This is a genomic window from Streptomyces sp. SCSIO ZS0520, assembly GCF_025643355.1.
GTDB classification, from domain to species: Bacteria; Actinomycetota; Actinomycetes; order Streptomycetales; family Streptomycetaceae; genus Streptomyces; species Streptomyces physcomitrii.
The window spans coordinates 1,874,508-1,894,726 of the sequence record NZ_CP092644.1 but is presented as its reverse complement, the minus strand read 5'-3'; the positions used below and the strand labels follow the sequence as shown (position 1 = coordinate 1,894,726).

The window sequence follows — 20,219 nt, the reverse complement described above, 5'->3', positions numbered from 1 at the left end:
GCCTCGGCCGGGCCCCGGCTGCTCATGAGGACATTGCCGGTACGAGAAGGAGGTGACACGGTGATCACGCGACTGGAGATCGAGGGCTTCCGCTCGTTCCGCGAGGTCGCGGTGGACCTCGCCCCGTTCACGGTGCTCGTGGGCCAGAACGGCTCCGGCAAGAGCAATCTGCTCGAGGCGGTGGATCTCGCCGCGCAGGTACTCACCGACAGCCGTCATCTCGACGTCGAGCAGGGCCCGCCCGGTCATCACACCTGGCGGGGCGGCCTCCGGCCGGGCGGTGACCGCAGGGGCCGGATCCTCGACCTCTTCCACCGGTACGGGGACGGATCGGTCGCGGACCGGCTGCGTCTCACGGTGTGCTTCCTGCACGTCGATCCCGAGTATGGGCTTCTCCATCTGCGCCTGGACGCGGAGGTGAACCGGCCGCAGGAGCGGGGCAGTCCCTCCCTCACGGTGAGCGTGCGCCCCCTGACCGAGGCACCGGCGTACTGGGGTCTCGACAGCCGGCTCCAGGAGGAGATCCGCGCGAACGCGGAGGTCCCGTACTCCTTGGTCGAGGTGTGGCGTGCCTGTGCCTGGGACCGGCTGGTCCCGCGGCCCTCCGCCGCGCGCAAGGCCCCCGACCTCGCCGACGACACCCGAGTCGCACCCGACGCGGGCAATCTGGCCGCCGTACTCGGGCGCCTCCTGGCCGGGGGAGAGCAGGACGCCGACGAGGAGCACGCCCGGCGTGCGCTGCTGCTGCGGGCCGACACCTCGGCCGTCCTGCCGGGCCTGGTGGAGCTGCTGCCCCGGCCCAACGAGCACGACGGCACCTGGGAACTCGACCTGGTCTACCGCGACGGCACCCCCATCCCCGTCCGCCTCGCCTCGGACGGAACCCTGCATGCGCTGGCCCTGCTGACCGCCGCGCACGACGGGGTGAGCGGTCCGCTCCGGGAGGGGCGCGCGGCGCACCGGCCGGGCGCGTGCGCGACGCTGATGATCGAGGACGTCGAGAACGGCCTGCACCCCGGTCAGGTCAGGGAACTTGTGGACCGGCTCCGGCGGTGTTCGGGTGTGGACGCCCTGCAGCAGATCATCGTCACCACCCACTCGCCCGTGGTCCTCTCCGCGGTCTATCCGGAGCACACCGGCGACATCCGCTTCGTGGACACGGTCGTCCGGGTCGGCGGAGGCGAGGTGGCCTCCCGGCACACCCGGGTGCGTCCGCTCGCCGAGTCCGGTCGGCGCGGCACCTTCGTCGGCCCGTACGAGGTGCGCCGGTATCTGGAGTCCGCGACGGCGGGAAGCCTGTGAGCCGTTATCTGACCTTCGCGCTGTTCGTCGAGGGGCCCGAGGACGAGGCCTTCTTCCGCCCGCTCGCGACGCGGCAGCTGCAGGCGATGGCGGCCGGGCTGCCGGAGCCGTTCGACGTCGACGAGTGGCCGGTGACCGCGGACTGCAGTACCGCCCGCAGCCTCCACGAGCAGGTGTGCCGACTGGTGGCCGACCTGGCCACCGACCGGGACCTCCTGCTCCTCCACAACGACCACCGCGAGCGCGCGAAGATCGACAAGGTCCGCTCCGGCGTCGAACTCCCGCCCGGCTGCCGCATCGTCCCCACCGTGCCGATCCGGGAGACGGAGGCATGGCTCCTGGCGGACGGCCCCCTCCTCGCCTCCCTCCCCGGCGCCGACCGCGCGCTGATTCCCTCCTCCCCGCACGAGGCCGAGAAGGTCCCCGACCCGAAGGCCTTGCTCTCCCGTATCCTGCGAGGTCGGGACACCCGTCAGCTCGCCCAGCACCTCGGCGAGCGTGCCGACCTCGACCGCCTCCGCAGACTCCCCGCGTACCAGCAGTGGTGCGCCGATCTCACAGCTGCCCTGAAGGAGTTGCACTTCCTGTGACCGTCACGACCGACCTGGTGTCCTACGACGAGGCCCTCGAGTCGTACGACCCCGTCATGGGCCTGGAGGTCCATGTCGAACTCGGCACCAGGACCAAGATGTTCTGCGGCTGCTCCACCGAGCTCGGTGCGGAGCCCAACTCGCAGACCTGTCCGACCTGCCTGGGGCTGCCCGGTTCGCTGCCGGTGGTCAACGCGACCGGCGTCGAGTCCGCGATCAAGATCGGGCTCGCGCTGCACTGCGAGATCGCCGAGTGGTGCCGCTTCGCGCGGAAGAACTACTTCTACCCGGACATGCCGAAGAACTTCCAGACCTCCCAGTACGACGAGCCGATCGCCTTCGACGGCTATCTGGACGTCCAGCTGGAGGACGGCGAGGTCTTCCGGGTGGAGATCGAGCGCGCCCACATGGAGGAGGACACCGGCAAGTCCACCCATGTCGGCGGCGCCACCGGCCGCATCCACGGGGCCTCGCACTCCCTGCTCGACTACAACCGCGCCGGTATCCCGCTCATCGAGATCGTCACCAAGCCGATCGAGGGCGCGGGGGAGCGGGCCCCGGAGGTCGCCAGGGCCTACGTGGCCGAGCTGCGCGAGCTGATCAAGGCGCTCGGCGTCTCGGAGGCCCGGATGGACAAGGGCCAGATGCGCTGCGATGTGAACCTCTCGCTGCGGCCGAACGGCACCACGGAGTTCGGCACCCGCTCCGAGACCAAGAACGTCAACTCGCTGCGATCGGTGGAGCGCGCGGCCCGCTTCGAGATCCAGCGGCACGCCGCGGTGCTCTCCACCGGCGGCACCATCGTCCAGGAGACCCGCCACTTCCACGAGGAGGACGGCTCCACCACCTCCGGCCGGATCAAGGACAACGCCGAGGACTACCGGTACTTCCCGGAGCCCGACCTGGTGCCCGTCGCGCCCCCGCGCGAGTGGGTCGAGGAGCTGCGCGCGGGCCTGCCCGAGCAGCCGCTGGCCCGCCGCAACCGGCTGCGCGAGGAGTGGGGCGTCGGCGCCCACGACATGCAGTCGATCCTCAACGCCGGTGCCATCGACCCGATCGTCGCCACCATCGAGGCGGGCGCCCCCGCCGACCAGGCCCGCAAGTGGTGGATGGGCGAGCTGGCCCGGCACGCCAACGAGACCGGCCGCCCGCTCGACGCCCTGCCGATCACCCCGGAGCAGGTCGCCCGGGTGACCGCCCTGGTGGCCGCGGGCGACCTCAACGACAAGCTGGCCCGCCAGGTCATCGAGGGCGTACTCGCCGGTGAGGGCACCCCGGACGAGGTGGTCGACAAGCGCGGCCTCAAGGTCGTCTCCGACGAGGGCGCACTGACCACCGCGGTCGAGGAGGCCATCGCCGCCAACCCGGGCATCGCCGACAAGATCCGCGGCGGCAAGGTGCAGGCGGCGGGCGCCCTGGTCGGCGCCGTGATGAAGGCGACCCGCGGCCAGGCGGACGCCGCCCGCGTGAAGGAACTGATCCTCGCGCAGCTCGGCGTCGAGGGCTGACACCCGGCACCGTCCGGACCGGTCACCCGCCGGACCAGCCACCCGAAGGGGGCGGCGCACCAGCCCGGTGCGCCGCCCCCTTCGGCGGGCGCCCTCCCCTGACGGATCGGCTGTCCTGAAGGACCGCCGCCCGGACCGCCGCCCCGGACTGCCACTCCGGAGTGCCCCCGGGGTCCGCCGCCCCGGACCGCCGCCCGGACCGCCACCCTGGACTGTCACCCCGGACCGCCTGACCCCCGTCCCGGACGATGCCGACACCCCCGAACGATACGGAGCCCAGGACTGAACGCCGTCCTCGCCGAGACCCTCTCGGTGGCCATGCTGCTCGCGGTGCTCGCCTTCGCGGTGGCCCGACCGGGCGCCTGGCCGGAGGCCGCCGCCGCGGTGCCCGCCGCCTCGCTCCTGGTCGCCCTCGGCGCGCTCTCCCCGGAAGAGGCCTGGGCCCAGCTCCGCGAGCTGCTGCCGGTGGTGGGCTTCCTCGCGGCGGTCCTGGTGCTCGCCCAACTCTGCGCCGACGAAGGGCTGTTCGCGGCGACCGGGGACCTGGTGGCGCGGGCCTGCGGGGCACGGCCCGGGCGGCTGCTCGGCGGCACCTTCGCGGCGGCGGCCGTCACCACGGCCGTCCTCAGCCTGGACGCCACGGTGGTGCTGCTGACCCCGGTGGTCCTGGCCACCGCCCACCGGGTCGGCGCCCGCCCCCGCCCGCATGTCTACGCGAGCGCCCACCTCGCCAACTCCGCCTCCCTCCTGCTCCCCGTCTCCAACCTCACCAACCTCCTCGCCTTCACCGCCAGCGGGCTGAGCTTCACCCGCTTCGCGCTCCTGATGACGGTGCCCTGGCTGGCGGCCGTACTGATCGAGTACGCGGTCTTCCGCCGCTTCTTCGCCCGCGATCTGGCCGCCCCGGTGCACACCGCCGACCCCGCCGAGGTCCCCCGCTTCCCCCGCTTCACCCTCGTCGTCCTGCTGCTGACCCTCGCCGGTTTCGCGCTCACCTCCTTCGCGGGCGCCGAGCCGGTGTGGGCGGCCCTGGCGGGCACCCTGGTCCTCGCGGTACGGGAACTCGCCCGGCGCCGCACCACCCCGCTGCGCCTGCTCCGCTCGGCGAACCCGCTGTTCTGCCTCTTCGTCCTCGCGCTCGGCGTCGTGGTGAAGGCGGTGGTCGACAACGGACTCGGCGAGGAGGTGGACCGGCTGCTCCCCGGCGGCGACTCGCTGCCCGCGCTGCTCGGCATCGCCGCCCTGGCCGCGGTCCTGGCCAACCTCATCAACAATCTGCCCGCCGTGCTCGCCCTGCTCCCGGTCCTCGGCTCGGCGGGCCCCGGCCCGCTGCTCGCCGCCCTGATCGGCGTGAACCTCGGCCCCAACCTCACCTACGCCGGGTCCCTCGCGACTTTGCTGTGGCGCCGGATCCTGCACGAGCACGGCGACCCGGCGGCGATGCCCCGCCTCGGCGAGTTCACCCGCCTCGGCCTGCTCACCGTCCCGCCCACCCTGCTCGTCTCGACCGTCACCCTGTGGGCGGGACTGCGGATCTTCTGACGGCTCGGGATTCGGGGCCCGGGGCTCGGCCCGAGACCCGAGGGGCGACCGCAGCGGGCACCGGATGTCGGGTCCGGGAGCCCTCGCTCTTCCTAACGTGAGGGCAGCACAACAGCAGCAGGACAAGGAGAGCCACGGTGCTGGAGCAGCTCAACGAGGCCATGGAGGACATCGAGCGCCACCTCGGTGAGAAGACCGACGCGGCACGGCTCGCACGGATCGCCGTCACCTCGGAGTACCACTTCCGGCGGATGTTCTCGGCCCTCGCGGGTCTGCCGCTCTCGGAGTACGTACGCCGCCGCCGGCTGACTGTCGCGGGCGCCGAGGTGCTCGCGGGCGAGCGGACGCTCCTCGACATCGCGGTGCGGTACGGCTACGGCTCGGCGGAGGCCTTCGCCCGCGCCTTCCGCGCGATGCACGGGGTCGGCCCCGGCGAGGCCCGCCGCACCGGCGCGGCCCTGGAGTCGCAGCCCCGGCTCTCCTTCCGCCTCACCGTCGAAGGGAGCAGCAGTATGCGGTATCGGATCGTGGAGAAGGACGCCTTCCGGATGGTGGGCCGGGGGACGCAGGTCCCCTTGGTCCACGAGGGGATGAATCCGGCCATCGTCGCCTTTGTGCGGAGCATCGGCCGGGAGACCCTGGACCGCCTGGCGGAACTCTCCGACCAGGAGCCCGAGGGGATCGTCGCAGCCGTCGACAAGCTCTCCGCGGGCCGGGAGGAGGGCACCGAAATCGACTATTTCCACGGGGTGTTGACCGGCGCAGACGCCCCGGAGGGCATGGAGACCCGTACCGTCGCGGGCGGCAGCTGGGCGGTCTTCGAGAGCTCCGGCGCCTTCCCGGAGGCCGTCCAGTACCTCTGGCGGGACATCTTCACCCAGTGGTTCCCGGCCAACCCGTACCGCAGCAGGCCCGGGCCCGAACTCTCCTGGACGAAGCTCTCGGCGGACGGCAAGGAGGCGGACGCCCAGGTGTGGATCCCGGTGGAGCACACCCCCGAGGCCCTCGCCTGAGCGGCGCTGCGGCTCCGGGCACCGGCAAGTGCCGTGCGCGGCCCGCCGGTTGGGACGACATGACACCCCGACCGGCGGGCGGCGGCACCGGGCCGTACGAGACCATGTGCACGCGAGGAGCAAGGGCACAGGGGAGACCGGAGAAGGCAAGGAGCGGCGCCGATGGCGACGACGACGGGGCCCGCCGCGCCGGGCGACGAAGCGGCGCAGCAGCGGATCGCCGCGCTGGTGGCGGGCGTGCAGAGCGATCTGGCCCGCACCGAGAGCAAGGCCGGGCTGCTGCTCGCCCTGTCCGCGGCGGCCCTCGCGGCCCTGCTCTCGGCGGCGGTGACCCTGGACCTCCCGGCCGCCGTCGCGGTGACCGGCGCCCTCGCCGCCGCCGCGCTGCTCGCGGCCACCGCCCTGCTGCTGCTCGCCGTACGCCCCGACCTCACGGGCACCGGCTGGACCAGCTGGCCCGCCCTCGGCGACGAGGAACTGCGGGCCCAGCTCCTCGGCGGCTACCGCGTGGAACACCTGCGCTTCCTGGCCGCCCTGGCCCTGCGCAAATTCCGGCTCATCCGCGCCGCGGTGGACTGCCTGCTCGCCGGGCTGGGCCTGGTGGCGGTGGCGGGGGTGCTGGCGGGGGTGGGCTGAGAAGCCTCAGGGAGGCCCGAGGAGTGGTGGCGGCCGGATCCGGGCCCGCGCCCACCCGATGTGCCCACTCTGTGAGCAACCCCACCAAACGGGCAAATGATCTCTTGTTCCTGCAAGAGTATGTCCCGGCTGTTCTCCTATCCTTGCGGGTATTCCGGGGCTTTCAGTATGTTCCGGACAATGCGCGGCCTGCGGTCGACCACCGCCACCGTGCTGCTCCCGTCGACGACCTCGAAGCACACCAGGGAGCCGATCCGTGGCAGCACTCGCCCGGTGGTGCGTCAGGCACCGACTCGCCGCCGTACTGCTGTGGCTTCTCGCGCTCGGCGGTACCGCCGCGGCGGCCGCCCTCACCGGATCCGCGTACTCCAACGACTACGAGGTGCCGGGGACCGAGTCCGGGCGGGCCACCCGGTTGCTGGACGAGGACTTCGCGGGGCTCGGCGGGGACGGCGACACCCTGGTCTGGCACACCCCGCGGGGCACCAGCGTCCGGGCCGCCGACGTCGAGCAGACGATGACGCGGACCCTGGAGCGGGTCGCCGCGCAAGACCGGGTCGCCTCGGTGACCAGCCCCTACGGGGAGCGCGGGGCGGGGCAGATTAGCGCCGACAGCCGGACCGCGTACGCGCTGGTCACCTTCGACGGTCCGGTGGGCGAGCTGGACAGGTCCGATGCGCAGGCCGTGGTGGACGCCGCGGCGGCGGCGCGCACCGAGGGGCTCCAGGTGGAGCTGGGCGGCAGCGCGGTCGGGCTGACCAAGGAGCAGGGCGGGCATCTCGCCGAGTTCGTCGGGGTCGGGGTCGCCGCGGTGGTGCTCTTCCTCGCCTTCGGTTCGCTGTCCGCCTCGCTGCTGCCGATCGCCACGGCGCTGGTCGGCGTCGGCACCGCGTACGCCGGGATCGAACTGCTCGGCCATCTGACGACCGTCGCGGACTTCGCGCCGATGCTCGGGCTGCTCATCGGCCTCGGGGTCGGCATCGACTACGCCCTCTTCCTCGTCACCCGGCACCGGCGGGGCCTCCAACGCGGGCTGCCGGTTGCCGAGGCGGCCGCCCAGGCGGTGGCCACCACCGGGCGGGCGGTCGTCTTCGCGGGCGCCACCGTCTGCATCGCCCTGCTCGGGATGCTCATCCTCCGGCTCAGCTTCCTCGACGGGGTGGCGATGGCGGCCTGCCTCACCGTGGTCCTGACCGTGGCCGCCTCGGTGACCCTGCTGCCCGCGCTGCTCTCCTTCCTCGGCATGCGGGCCCTCAGCCGCCGCGAGCGCCGCCGGCTCGCCGAGGAGGGGCCGCGGCCCGAGCTGCCGACCGGGCTCGCCGCCCGCTGGTCCGCCTTCGTGGAGAAGCGGCCGAAGCTGCTCGGGGCGCTGGCGACGGCCGTGATGGCGGTGCTCTCGCTGCCCACCCTCGCCCTGCACCTGGGCACCTCCGACCAGGGCAACGACCCCGCGGGCGCCACCACCCGCAAGGCCTACGACCTGCTCGCCGAGGGCTTCGGACCCGGTGTCAACGGCCCGCTCACCCTGGTCACCCGGGTCGACGGCGCCGACGACCGGCTCGCCCTGGACAATCTGGGCGGCGCCCTCGAAGCGACCCCGGGCATCGGCTCGGTGAGCCCGGTGGCGTACAACGCGGCGGGCGACGCGGGGTATCTGACGGTGCTGCCCCAGACCGCGCCGCAGTCCGCCGAGACCAGCGCGCTGGTGGACCGGCTGCGAGCGCACGTGCTGCCGCGGGTGGAGGCCGACACCTCGCTCGATGTGCAGGTGGGCGGGGTGACGGCGAGCTACGACGACTTCGCGGACGTCATCCTCGGCAAGCTGCCGCTGTTCATCGGGGTGGTCATCGGCTTCGGCTGCCTGCTGCTCCTGCTCGCCTTCCGCTCGGTCGGCATCCCGCTGAAGGCGGCGGCGATGAACGTCGCCGCGGTCTCGGCGGCCTTCGGCGTCGTGGTGGCGGTCTTCCAGTTCGGCTGGGGCGCCGGGCTGCTCGGCCTGGGCGGCGCGGGGCCCATCGAGCCCTTCCTCCCGGTGATCATGGTCTCGGTCCTCTTCGGACTCTCCATGGACTACCAGGTCTTCCTGGTCAGCAGGATGTACGAGGAGTGGCTGGAGACCGGCGACAACCGTCGGGCGGTACGCGTCGGCCTCGCCGAGACCGGCCGGGTCATCAACTCCGCCGCGGTGATCATGATCTCGGTCTTCCTCGCCTTCGTGCTCAGCGGGGACCGGGTCATCGCGATGTTCGGCATCGGTCTCGCCGCGGCCGTGGCCCTGGACGCCTTCGTGCTGCGCACCCTGCTCGTCCCCGCCCTGATGCACCTGCTCGGCGGCGCCAACTGGTGGCTGCCCAGGAGCCTGGACCGGCTGCTGCCGCGGATCAGCATCGAACCGCCGGAGTGCCGCGCGGGCGCCGTCCGGCCCACCGGATCCGTACCGGCGGCGGACAGTGCTGCTCTGGAGTCGTACGAGGAGAGCGGGCTCGTCGAGCGGCGGTGAAGGGGACGCGCCGAGGCCCGCGAAGTCTCTCCGGGGCCCTGGGACGCCCTGTGCGGAAGGCCTCGTGAAACTTCGGGGGCCGATATTAAGGAACTTCTCAGACTCCCTCCGTACCGTGCGCCGCATGGGAACCACGAACGAGAACACAGCCGAGAAGGACGAGGCGGCGGTCGCGGCGGCCGCCGAGGCCGAGGCGAAGGAGGACAAGGTGCCGGCCGCCCGTGAGGAGGGCGCGAAGGCCAAGGAGGAGGCGGCCCCCGCCGAGGAGAAGGCCGCCGCCCCGGCCGACCTCGGCAAGACGCCCGCCGAGGACGAGGTGGTCGTCGAGGAGACCGTCGAGGGCGAGGAGATCGTCGAGGCGGAGCCCGAGCCGGCGGCTGCCGGTGTCGGCCTCGGCGCCGGGGCCGTGGTCTCGGCCGCGCTCGGCGTCGTCTCGCTGACCGGCGGCTGGCTCGGCACCATCGCCTCCGCCCGCGCCAACCTCAAGGGCCAGATCAAGACCTCGCAGGAGGCCAGCGCCGCCGACCAGATCCAGGCGGTCTACGGCGACTCCTGGGAGGCCACCGCCCTGGTCGGCGGGATCTTCGCGCTCGTGGCCCTGGTCATCGGCGCCGTCGTCCTCGCCCGCCCGGCCTTCGGTGTGCCGCGCCCGGCCCCGGCGGTCTGGATCCGGTCGGTGGCCTGGGGCGGCGTCGTCCTCGGCGTGATCGGCCTGCTGCTCGCCGTCCTGAAGTACACGGACGTCCTGCTCTCGCTGCCCTCGGCACCCTGAGCGGGCGGCCGCCCCGCCCGCACACCCCCACGGCGCACCGGCCTCCGCAGGGAGCCGCCGCCCGCCCCCGTCCCCCACGGCCCGGTCTGACCCCAGACCGGGCCGTTCGCTGTGCCGGGCCGGTACGGGGTGCCGGGGGGCCCGTTACCGGTACGGGTGTTCCCGGCGCGGCCAGGCGCGGGAGGCCGCCCGTACCCCCGCTCCGCCGGACCGCGCGCATACCTCGGCGGAATCGGGTTACTCGGTAGTACACGATCCAGTGCCCCGCGGCGCGCACGACTGCCCGGTGGTGCTTCATCCGTACGCCAAGGAGGCGTTGAGCATGCTCTTCCTCGTAGTCGCCCTACTGGTACTCCTGGTCGTGCTGGGGGCGGCCTCCTATCTGCCGCTGCCGGTGGCCCTCGGCCTCGGCGCGGTCATCGTGGTGTGGCTGGCGGTGTTCACCGTCAAGGAACGCCGCCGCCGTACCCGGGTGGGTGAGGTCCGATGAGCGTGCGCCTGACAGGGGAGCCCACCCGGCGGACCGGCCGCGCCGACACCTCCGGCATGGCCGTCGCCTCCTTCGTCCTCGGACTCGTCGGCTTGCTGGTCCTGAACCTCGTCCTCGGCCCGATCGCCATCGCGCTCGCGGTCGTCGCCCTCCGGCGCAACACCCCGCGCCGCTTCCGCGCCTGGCTCGGCCTCGGTCTCGGCATCGCCGACCTGGTGATCATCGGCGTACTCCTCGCGGTGAACGGCACCGCGGGCTGGGTCGCCGTGGGGTGAACGCCCGCGATCGCCCCGGGCAGCCCGTGCCCGGGGCGATCGCGCGGTACGGGTGCGCCGGCCGTGCCCGGGCCGACCGAAGACGCAGAGTGAGTCCCCCTCGAAGGGCGGCTCCTCCTTGCCCTGCGGTTTCTCCTTGCCCTGCGCGGCGGAGAGCAGCCCCGCGGGGTTGTGGCGCAGAGTGACGGCGAACGTGCCGGAGGAGTGGAGGCGCTAAGGCCCCCCGCGCGAGGCCCTGAGGCCCCGCGCCCCGGCAAGATGCGGCAGCCTCCCGATGCGGCCCGGGGGCCTGCCCCGGAAGTCTTGAGGCATCACCTCGCGGAAGAGCGCTCGCCCCCTCGGCGGGTGAGCCGGGCACCGACCTCGGACCGCCGCTCCGCGGCCCGATGCGAAGACAGGGGAAGAAGATGTCCGCCTACGACCGGATGTTCGCCTACGAGCTGCACCGGCTGCGCCACGCCGAACTCGCGGCGGAGGCCGCCCGCGACCGGCAGCTGCGCGAGGCCCGCACCGCCCGTCGCACCGCGGGACGCGCCGCCGCCCGCAGTGCCGGCCGGGAAGAGGGAGGGCAGGTGAGGCGGCAGCTCCACCGGTCCTGGTCCGGTCGTGCGGCGTGAGCGGTGGCGGGCTTCCCGGGCCGGGCCCCGAGCCGGTCGGGGCCGGGTCCGGCGGGGCCGCCGGTGCCCGCTGTGCGATGCTCGACGGCGTGGAGAACAGGTCGGTCAGTCCGGTTTTCGTCGGTCGCGAGGAGGAGCTGGGCACGCTGCGCGAGGCGCTCGCCCGGGCCGGTGCCGGGGAGCCCCAGGCGCTGCTGCTCGGCGGCGAGGCGGGCGTCGGCAAGAGCCGCCTCCTGGAGGAGTTCGGCGCCGAAGTACGGGAGGCGGGCGCCGAGTTCGCGGTCGGCGGCTGCGTGGAGATCGGCGCCGAGGGGCTGCCCTTCGCGCCCTTCTCGACCGCGCTGCGCGCCCTGCGCCGCCGGCTGCCCGCCGAGTTCACCGCCGCCGTCGCCGGGCAGGAAGCCGAACTCGCCCGGCTGCTCCCGGAGTTGGGCGAGAGCCCCGGGGGCCGCTACGAGGAGGACGGCACCGCCCGGCTCTTCGAACTCACCCTGCGCCTCCTGGAACGCCTCGCCGCCGAACGCACCCTCGTCCTCGCCCTGGAGGACCTGCACTGGGCCGACGCCTCCACCCGGCACCTGCTCGCCTACCTCTTCCGCACCCCCGCCCGCGGCCGCCTCGTCCTCCTCGGCAGCTACCGCTCCGACGACCTGCACCGCCGCCACCCGCTGCGCCCCCTGCTCGCCGAACTCGACCGGCTGCGCACCGTCACCCGCGTCGAACTGCCCCGCTTCAGCCCGCCCGAGGTCTCCCGCCAGCTCGCCGGGATCCTCGCCGCCGAGCCCGAAGAGGCCCTGGTGGACGAGGTGTTCACGCGCAGCGACGGCAACGCCTTCTTCGTCGAGGAACTCGCGGGCACCGTACGGTCCGGGCAGTGCACCGGGCTCACCGACTCGCTGCGCGATCTGCTCCTGGTCCGGGTGGAGTCGCTGCCCGAGGAGGGCCAGCGGGTGGTGCGGATCGTCGCCGAGGGCGGTTCCACCGTCGAGTACCGGCTGCTCGCCGCGGTCGCCGGGCTCGGCGAGGACGCCCTCATCGAGGCGCTGCGCGGCGCGGTCGGCGCCCATGTCCTGCTCCCCGCGCCGGAGGGCGACGGCTACCGCTTCCGCCACTCCCTGGTGCGCGAGGCGGTCAGCGACGACCTGCTGCCCGGCGAGCGGGCCCGCCTCAACCGCCGCTACGCGCACGCCCTGGAGGCCGAACCCCACCTCGTACCGGCCGAGGAGCGCGCCACCCGCCTCGCCAGCTACTGGTACCACGCGCACGAACCGGCCAAGGCCCTGCCCGCCGTCCTCGACGCCTCCGCCGCCGCCCGCAGGCGGCACGCCTACGCCGAGCAACTCAGCCTCCTGGAACGGGCGATGGAGCTGTGGGACCAGGCCCCGGAGACCGCCCGCGCCGGGCTGCGGCCCCTGGACCACGCGGAGGCCTACCCGGTGGGCGACCGCGACCCGGCGGCCGCCCCGCTGAGCTTCCTCGACCTGATGGCGGAGGCCGCGGTCGCCGGGCGGCTGTGCGGGGAGCGGGAACGCGCCATGAAGATCACCAAGCGGGCGCTGCGGCTCCTCGAAGCGGACCCCGATCCGCTGCGCGCCGCCTGGTTCTGGGTCCAGCGCTCCCGCCTGGTGCAGAGCCAGGGCCGCGGCGACGGCCGGGCCGAACTCGCCAGCGCCCAGGAACTCGTCCGCGGGCAGCCCCCGTCCGAGGTGCACGCCGAGGTGCTCGCCCACGCCGCCACCTGGACCATGCTGCACACCCCCGGCCCCGAGTCCCTGGCCGACGCCGAACGGGCCGTCGAGTACGCCCGCATGGTCGGCGCCTGGGACATCGAGCTGAACGCCCGCCTCACCCTCGGCGGCCTGCTCGCCGACGCCGGGGACGTGACGCGCGGACTCGCCGAGATGGAGGCGGTACGGGAGGCCGTCGCCACCCGCGGGCTCACCTTCCTGCTCGGCCGCAGCCATGTGAACCTCGCCTCGGTGCTCGAAGGCCTCGGCCGCTCCCGGGAGGCGGTCGCGGTCGTCGAGGAGGGCATCGTGCTCGCCCGGCGCTACGGACTCCAGGAGTCGGCGGCCTGGCTCTGGGGCAACCTCGCCGAATCCCTGACGACACTGGGCCGTTGGGAGGAGGCGACCGCCGCCGCCGAACGCACCGAGCACGGCGGCCAGGGCGCCAAACCCGGCGGCATGGGCGCCCTGCGCCTCGGCCTGCTCGCCGCCGCCCGGGGCGACGAGGAGGAGACCGCCCGCCGCCTGGCGGAATCCCGTACCCGCTTCGGGGGCCTCGACCCCATGCCGCAGAACTCGCTGCCGCTGGCCCGCCTGGCCCTGCTGCTCGCGGCCGGTCAGGGCCGCCTGCTCGACGCCCGCGCCGAGGTGGCCGGTGCCGTCGAGGCCGGATTCCCGCCGGGCACCCAGCGCTACGCCTGGCCGCTGCTGCTCGCCGCCGCCACCGCGGAGGCCGAGGCCCGGCACCTCGCCCTCTCCGCCCCCGGCCGCGCGGAGGCCCTCGACCTGCTGCGCGCGGCGGCGAAGCGGCTGACCACCGGGGTACCGGTCTGGGAGGCGTACGCCCACTGGCTGCGCGCCGAACTCCTGCGCGCCGAGGGCCGGTCGGACCCCGCCGCCTGGCGCGAGACGGAGTCGGCACTCGCCCCCTTGGAGCGCCCCTACGACCTTGCCCGGGTCCGGCTCCGCCTCGCGGAGGCCCTGCTGTCGGGCGGGGGCGAGGGGCGCCGGGGCGAGCAGCGCGGGGAAGCGCGGGACGAGGCGCGCGGGAGCCTTCGGGACGAGCGGGAGGAAGAGCGGAGTGACGTACGGGGGGACGAACGGGGTGAGGCCGTCGTCTTGCTGCGGCAGGCGAAGGCGGTGGCGGAGCATCTGAAGGCGCGCCCGCTCGCCGAGCAGGTGGCCCAGCTCGCCCAGCGCGCCCGGGTCGCCCTGCACGGCCCGAAGGCACCGGAACCGGCCGACGCCGCCGCGGAGTTGGGCCTCACCGGCCGCGAACGCGACGTCCTGCGCCTGGTCACCCGGGGCCGCAGCAACCGCCAGATCGCCGAGGAACTCTTCATCTCCCCGAAGACGGCCAGCGTCCATGTCTCCCACATCCTGGCGAAGTTGGAGGTCTCCGGGCGGGGTGAGGCGGCGGCGGTGGCGCATCGGCTGGGGTTGTTCGAGGAGGGCGGCTGAGCGGTGGCGGAACCCGACCTCACCCTCCGGCCCCGCTCACACCCCCAACTCCCCTGACCCCCGCGCCACCAGCTCCGTCCCCACCGTCACCGTCCGGGCCCGCGAGCGGTCCCCGTCCAGCCGGGCCAGGGCCGTGCGAGCGGCGGCGCGGCCGAGTTCGGCGGGGTTCTGGGCGACCACGGTCAGGCCGGGGTCGAGGACTCCGGCGAGCGGCAGGTCGTCGAAGGCGACCAGGGCCACGTCGTGGGCGCGGCCGGTGCGGGCGAGTTCGCCGACGGCGCCGAGGGCGACGATGTTGTTGGCCGCGAAGAGCGCGGTCGGCGGTTCGGGCAGGGCGAGCAGCCGCCGTACCGCCTCGGCCGCCCCCGCCTCGTCGTGCGTACCCACCACCAGCGCCTTGTCGTACGGGAGCCCGGCGTGCGCCAGGGCGTCGCGGTAACCGGCGAGGCGTTCGCGGCGGGTGTAGAGCTTCGGCGGGATGTCGCCGATGAAGCCGATGCGCCGGTGTCCTCGGCCGAGGAGGTGGGCGACGCCCTCGCGGGTGCCCGCCCGGTTGTCGCTGACCACGCAGTCGGCGGCGATGCCCGAGCCGGGCCGGTCGAGGAAGACCACCGGCAGGCCCGCCGCGCGCTGCGATTTGAGGTGGCCGTGGTCGGCGTCCACCGAGGGCACCACCATCAGCACGCTCACCCGGCGGGCCAGGAAGGTGTCCGTCAACTGCCGTTCGCGGCCCGCGTCCTCGGCGGAGGAGCCCATCAGGAGGGTGAGCCCGCGTTCCCGTATGGCGTCCTCGATGCCCCCGGCCACGGTGCCGAAGAAGGGGTTGCCGAGGTTCGGCACTACCAGGCCGACCGTGGTGTCGGGGCCGCCCACCCGGATGTTGCGGGCCATCAGATTGGGCTGGAAGCCGAGCCGGGCCACCGCGTCGAGCACCCGGGCCCGGGTCTCGGGCGAGCTGGGCCCGTCCTCGTTGAGCACCCGGGAGACGGTCTTGGCGCTGACCCCCACCTCCCGGGCGACATCGGCCAGAGTGGGGCGGCGGGTCGCTGCCATGTACCACCGTTCCTTGGTGCGGGGCACCCCCGGCCGCACCCGCGCGCGGGCGGCGGAGCGGCCGGGGGCCGCCGAATCAGTCGGCTGTGACTCCGGCCGCCTTGGCGGCCTCGGTGTCCGCCACGACAGTACCGCCGCCCTCGCTGACGCTGAGCGCGCCGGTCATGATGGCCACCACCTCGGCCATGGAGTGGTCCTGAGGGCGGATCAGGGCCTCGCGCCTGCCGAGCCGGTGGACGTGGATGCGGTCGGCGATCTCGAAGACATGGGGCATGTTGTGGCTGATGAGCACCACCGGCAGCCCCTTGTCGCGTACCCGGCGGATCAGGTCGAGCACCTGGCCCGACTCCTTCACGCCGAGGGCCGCCGTGGGCTCGTCCATGACGATCACGCTGCGCGCCCAGGCCACCGACCGCGCCACGGCGACCGCCTGCCGCTGCCCGCCGGAGAGGGTCTCCACGGTCTGGGTCAGCGAGCGCAGGCCGATCCCCAGGTCCGCCATGTGCGCGGCGGCCTGCTCGCGCATCCGCTTCTTGTCCAGCAGTCGGAAGACGCTGCCCAGCGGTCCCGGCCTGCGCAGTTCGCGGCCGAGGAACATGTTCGAGGCGATGTCCATCGAGGGCGCCACCGCGAGGTCCTGGTACACCGTCTCGATGCCGTACTGCCGGGCGCTCTGCGGTCCGCTGAAGCGCACCGGCTCGCCGTTCAGCCGGATCTCGCCCCGGTCGGGGACGAGTGCCCCGGTGAGCGCCTTGATCAGGCTGGTCTTCCCGGCGCCGTTGTCGCCGATGACGGCGAGCACCTCGCCGGGCAGCAGGTCGAAGTCGGCGCCGTCGATGGCGGTCACCTGGCCGTAGCGCTTGACCAGGCCGCGCGCCTGGAGCACCGGTGCGGCCTTCGTGGTCGTGGTGCTCATCGGACCTTCCTCCGGGACATCTGGTCGACGGTCACGGCGAGGATCACCAGGATTCCGGTGATCAGGGTCTGGTAGACCGAGGCGACCCCCATCAGCTGGAGTCCGTTGCGGAAGACGCCGACGATCAGTACGCCGAGCAGGGTGCCGAGCACCGTGCCGCGCCCGCCGAAGAGGCTGGTGCCGCCGAGCACCACGGCGGTGATGCTGTCCAGGTTGTCGGTCTGCCCGGCCTGCGGATCGCCCACGCCGGTACGGGAGATGAGCAGCAGCGCGGCGATCCCGTACACCAGTCCGGCCAGCGCGTAGACGCCGATGGTCAGCCGGGTGGTGCCGATGCCGTTGAGGCGGGCGCTCTCGGGGCTGTTGCCGAGCGCGTAGACGTGCCGGCCCCAGCCGGTGGAGCCGAGCGCGTAGGCGAAGAGCAGGAAGAGGGCGATGGTGACCAGGGAGCCGTAGGTGATGTCGGTGTTGCCGAGCGGGAAGGTGTCGCCGAGGACGGTCAGCTCGGAGGGCAGCCGGCTGATGGTCTGCTCCTCGGAGTAGATGTGGGTGAGCGCGAAGGCGACGTTCAGCATGCCGAGGGTGACGATGAAGGGCGGCAGCGGAATGCCCTTCACGAGCAGCCCGTTGAGCAGCCCGAACCCGGCGCAGACCACCAGGCCGAGGGTGATCGCGAGCAGCGGCGGCACCGAGCCCTCGGCGGCCAGCTTGGCCATCACGATGCTGCCGAAGGCCATCACCGCCCCGCAGGACAGGTCGATGCCCGCGGTCAGGATGATCAGCGTCTGCCCGATGGCGAGCGTGCCCACCACCATGACCTGCTGGACGATCAGGGAGAAGTTGCCGCCGGACAGGAACTGCTCGGAGGACAGGGAGAAGAAGACACAGGCGAGGATCAGGGCCACGAGCGGCCCGAGGGTGGGAGCGGTCAGCAGTCTGCGGACCGTGGTCGGGTCCTTCAGATGCGCGTACGCGGTGGTGGTGGCGGTCATCGCGGTCCTTGCGGGAGGAAGCGGTCCTTGCGGGGGCCTCGGCGGAGGCCGGGACAGGAGGCGGGGGAGCGGGGCGGGGCTCAGCCCCAGCAGTTCTTCAGGCCGAAGGCGGTGTCGCGGGAGCCGTCGCCGGACTGCGGCTCGTCGGTGACGAGGGTGACCCCGGTGTCGGTGTAGCCGCTGGGCTTCTTGCCGTCCTCGGCGAACTTCGCGACGGCCGCGACGCCCTGCTCGGCCATCTTCAGCGGGTACTGCTGGGAGGTCGCGGCGAGCTTGCCGTCCTTGACGGCGCGGGTGCCGGTGCAGCCGCCGTCCACCGTGACGATCATGACGTCCTTCTCGCGGCCCTTGGCCTTGAGCGCGGTCCAGGCACCCAGCGCGGCGGGCTCGTTGATGGCGTAGACGAGGTTGAGCGAGGGCGCCTTCTGCAGGCAGTTCTCCATCGCGGTCTGCCCCTTGGCCTGGTCGCCGCCGGTGTCCTGGGAGCAGACCACCGAGGGGTCCTTCTCCGGTACGCCGAAGCCCTTGAGGAAGCCCTGGTGGCGCTGGATCCCGACGGCCACGCCGGGCGCGAGGTCGAGGGTGGCGATCTTCGCCTTGCGGCCCTTCATCGCGGACTTGGCGTACTTGCCGATGAGTTCGCCCGCCTTGCGGTTGTCGGTGGCGAAGAGGGCGTCCGTCGCGTCCTCGGGGTCGGTGGGGCTGTCCAGGGCGACGACCAGGACACCGCGGGCCCGGGCGCGTTCCAGAGCGGGCACGATCGCCTTGGAGTCGTTGGGGGTGATGAGGATGCCCTTCACCCCGGCGGCCACCATGTTCTCGATCGCGGTGACCTGTCCGGCGTTGTCACCGTCGAACTTGCCCGCCGCGGTGGAGAGTTGGACGTCATGGGTCTTGGCGGCGCGCTCGGCGCCCTGCCGCATCTTCACGAAGAACGGATTGGTGTCGGTCTTGGTGATCAGACCGACCTTCACCGAGGAGCCGTCCCCGCCCTGCGCGCCCTCGCCGCAGGCGGTGAGGCACAGGCCCGCGGCCAGGACACCGGCGGTGGCCGCGGCCAGTCGGGGGACGGAACGGGTACGTGGCGACATCGGGACTCCCTGCGGATAGCGGACGGCAGCTTGCGGGCGGCGGATTGCGGACAACCGGCGGCGGACCCGGGCCAGTCGGGGCCCGGGCGGGCCGTGGACGCGAACGGACACGAGTGGTGGACACCGGCGGTGGAGCGGAGTGCGAGCGGAACGGGCGGGAACGGGCAACAACGGTCAGCCGTACGCGAGGAACGGGCGGCGGAACCATGGCGGATCCGTGTCATCGTTGACGTATGTCATCGTTGACACTGCTTGCCGAGGATGATGGACTCCGCCTCCCGGCAACGTCAATGCCTTGTGCCCGACACATTCGCGGCCTCGGGCGCCGGGCCCCCGCCGGGCACCGAACGGGCAGCCCCCGCCCGGCCACGGCCCCCGCCGGCCCACCGCACCCCTCGGGAGAGAGAAGCAGCCATGCCCCCTGAGCAGGTCACCGTGCTCGGCGAGTGCGTCGCCGACGCCTTCACCGCGCCCGACTCCGCCCCCGGTGAACTCGCCCTGCGGGTGCTGCCGGGCGGCGGCCCCGCGAACACCGCCGTCGCCCTCGCCCGCCTCGGCACCCCCACCCGGCTGCTCGCCCGGCTGTCCCAGGACGCCTTCGGACGGCTCTTCCGCGCCCGCCTCGAGGCCTCCGGGGTCGACCTCTCCGCCGCCGTGCCCGCGGCCGAGCCGAGCACCCTGGCCGTCGCCGACCTCGACGAACAGGGCAGCGCGGGCTACTCCTTCCACGCCGAGGGCACCGCCGACTTCCAGTGGACCCGCGCCGAACTCGCCCGCGTGGACCTGACCTCCGCGGCCTGCGTGCACTCCGGCTCCCTCGCCCTGGTGCGGGCCCCCGGCGCCGAGGCCGTGGAGGAGTTCCTGCGGCGGGCAGCCGCCACCGCGAGCGTCTGCCTCGACCCCAACGTACGGCCGCTGCTGGTGGCCCCCGAGGTCTACCGGGAGCGGCTGCCGCGCTGGTGCCGCCTGGCCGATGTGCTGCGGCTGAGCGAGGACGACCTCGCCCTGCTGCGGCCCGGCGCCGACCCGGCCCGGGCCTGCGACGACTGGCACGCGGCCGGGGTGCCCCTGGTGGTGCTCACCCGCGGCGCCCGGGGCGTGCTGCTCTCGCTCGACGGCGAACGGGCCGAACTGCCCGCCCCGCCCGCCGAGATCGTCGACACGGTGGGTGCCGGGGACGCCTTCACCGGCGGGATGCTGCACCGCCTCGCCGGGCGCGGACTGCTCGGCGGGCGGCTGACCGGGCTGCGGCTGGCGGAGGTGGTCGAGGCCGCCGAGTTCGCGGGCCGGGTGGCCGCCCTGACCTGCGAGGTCCGGGGCCCGAACCCGCCCTGGGGGAGCAGCCTGACCGAGCCCGCCGGGGCGGCGCCGGGGCCGACCGGAGCCGTACGGAACGCCCTCGGCGAGGCGCATCGGGAGCGGTAGCGCCCGCGCCCCGGGAGCGGTGGCGCCCGTGTCGCGGGGAGTCCCGGCGCCCGCGCCCGGGGAGCGGTGGCGCTTCGCGCCGAGGGGCCGGTGGTGCCCGCCCGGGCCGCACGGGAGGCGGGGCGGGCGGTCGGGAGCCAATCGCGTCCGGGGCGTTGACGGGCGGCCGCGGTCCGCCCATCATCTCTCCACGAGTCGCTGTCAACGCTGACATCGGGCATGGCGCCTGCCGCCACCCCTGCCGTCGGCGGGACAGCCCGGCGCCGGTCCCCCGACCCCCGGCGCCTTCCCCACGGCCCGCCGGGCCGC

At 73.9% G+C, this 20,219-nt stretch carries 17 protein-coding genes; 13 read left to right on the top strand and 4 right to left on the bottom strand.

The window, feature by feature from the left end:
* The first annotated feature begins 60 nt into the window (after positions 1–60).
* The 12 genes from MID12_RS06535 to MID12_RS06480 all read left to right on the top strand — a co-directional run bounded on the left by MID12_RS06535 (position 61) and on the right by MID12_RS06480 (position 14,433).
* Positions 61–1,302, top strand: coding sequence for an AAA family ATPase (locus MID12_RS06535; protein WP_263165363.1), 1,242 nt, complete (start codon positions 61–63; stop codon positions 1,300–1,302).
* A complete protein-coding gene (locus MID12_RS06530) occupies positions 1,299–1,892 on the top strand; it encodes a DUF4276 family protein (RefSeq protein WP_040247989.1) in 594 nt (197 codons plus the stop codon). Before MID12_RS06535 ends, MID12_RS06530 begins: the two co-directional genes overlap by 4 nt.
* Complete coding sequence (gatB, locus tag MID12_RS06525; RefSeq protein ID WP_040247986.1) at positions 1,889–3,400, top strand: Asp-tRNA(Asn)/Glu-tRNA(Gln) amidotransferase subunit GatB; 1,512 nt, start codon at positions 1,889–1,891, stop codon at positions 3,398–3,400. Before MID12_RS06530 ends, gatB begins: the two co-directional genes overlap by 4 nt.
* Positions 3,401–3,718: 318 nt before the next feature.
* Positions 3,719–4,942, top strand: coding sequence for an SLC13 family permease (locus MID12_RS06520; protein ID WP_186095502.1), 1,224 nt, complete (start codon positions 3,719–3,721; stop codon positions 4,940–4,942).
* Positions 4,943–5,079: 137 nt separating this feature from the next.
* Positions 5,080–5,955 carry an AraC family transcriptional regulator gene (locus MID12_RS06515; protein WP_040247981.1) on the top strand — a complete coding sequence of 292 codons (876 nt, stop codon included), beginning with the start codon at positions 5,080–5,082 and terminating at the stop codon, positions 5,953–5,955.
* Between the two features lie 162 nt (positions 5,956–6,117).
* On the top strand, positions 6,118–6,591 hold the full coding sequence (locus MID12_RS06510; protein ID WP_186095426.1) for a Pycsar system effector family protein: 474 nt from the start codon (positions 6,118–6,120) through the stop codon (positions 6,589–6,591).
* A 256-nt stretch (positions 6,592–6,847) separates the two neighbouring features.
* Positions 6,848–9,091, top strand: a complete 2,244-nt coding sequence (locus MID12_RS06505) for an MMPL family transporter (protein ID WP_263165362.1) — start codon at positions 6,848–6,850, stop codon at positions 9,089–9,091.
* A 124-nt stretch (positions 9,092–9,215) separates the two neighbouring features.
* Entirely contained in the window at positions 9,216–9,863 is a 648-nt protein-coding gene (locus tag MID12_RS06500; RefSeq protein WP_263165361.1) for a hypothetical protein, read from the top strand.
* 322 nt (positions 9,864–10,185) lie between these two features.
* On the top strand, positions 10,186–10,353 hold the full coding sequence (locus MID12_RS06495) for a hypothetical protein (protein WP_168543054.1): 168 nt from the start codon (positions 10,186–10,188) through the stop codon (positions 10,351–10,353).
* 2 nt (positions 10,354–10,355) lie between these two features.
* Entirely contained in the window at positions 10,356–10,628 is a 273-nt protein-coding gene (locus MID12_RS06490) for a hypothetical protein (protein ID WP_040256488.1), read from the top strand.
* A 407-nt stretch (positions 10,629–11,035) separates the two neighbouring features.
* The gene (locus MID12_RS06485; protein WP_040247964.1) at positions 11,036–11,245 is read left to right on the top strand and encodes a hypothetical protein; all 210 of its coding nucleotides are present in this window, start codon (positions 11,036–11,038) and stop codon (positions 11,243–11,245) included.
* A 77-nt stretch (positions 11,246–11,322) separates the two neighbouring features.
* Complete coding sequence (locus tag MID12_RS06480; RefSeq protein WP_263165359.1) at positions 11,323–14,433, top strand: helix-turn-helix transcriptional regulator; 3,111 nt, start codon at positions 11,323–11,325, stop codon at positions 14,431–14,433.
* Between the two features lie 36 nt (positions 14,434–14,469).
* Here MID12_RS06480 and MID12_RS06475 read toward each other — a convergent pair whose 3' ends face one another.
* The 4 genes from MID12_RS06475 to MID12_RS06460 all read right to left on the bottom strand — a co-directional run bounded on the left by MID12_RS06475 (position 14,470) and on the right by MID12_RS06460 (position 18,485).
* Positions 14,470–15,486, bottom strand: a complete 1,017-nt coding sequence (locus MID12_RS06475) for a LacI family DNA-binding transcriptional regulator (protein ID WP_040247961.1) — start codon at positions 15,484–15,486, stop codon at positions 14,470–14,472.
* Between the two features lie 76 nt (positions 15,487–15,562).
* A complete protein-coding gene (locus MID12_RS06470; RefSeq protein ID WP_040247958.1) occupies positions 15,563–16,402 on the bottom strand; it encodes an ATP-binding cassette domain-containing protein in 840 nt (279 codons plus the stop codon).
* Entirely contained in the window at positions 16,399–17,394 is a 996-nt protein-coding gene (locus MID12_RS06465) for an ABC transporter permease (protein ID WP_040247956.1), read from the bottom strand. The genes MID12_RS06470 and MID12_RS06465 overlap by 4 nt, the downstream gene beginning before the upstream one ends.
* A gap of 80 nt (positions 17,395–17,474) precedes the next feature.
* Positions 17,475–18,485, bottom strand: coding sequence for a sugar ABC transporter substrate-binding protein (locus tag MID12_RS06460; protein ID WP_263165357.1), 1,011 nt, complete (start codon positions 18,483–18,485; stop codon positions 17,475–17,477).
* 414 nt (positions 18,486–18,899) lie between these two features.
* Here MID12_RS06460 and MID12_RS06455 point away from each other — a divergent pair, with 414 nt between their 5' ends.
* Entirely contained in the window at positions 18,900–19,910 is a 1,011-nt protein-coding gene (locus MID12_RS06455; RefSeq protein ID WP_263165355.1) for a carbohydrate kinase family protein, read from the top strand.
* Positions 19,911–20,219 lie beyond the last annotated feature (309 nt).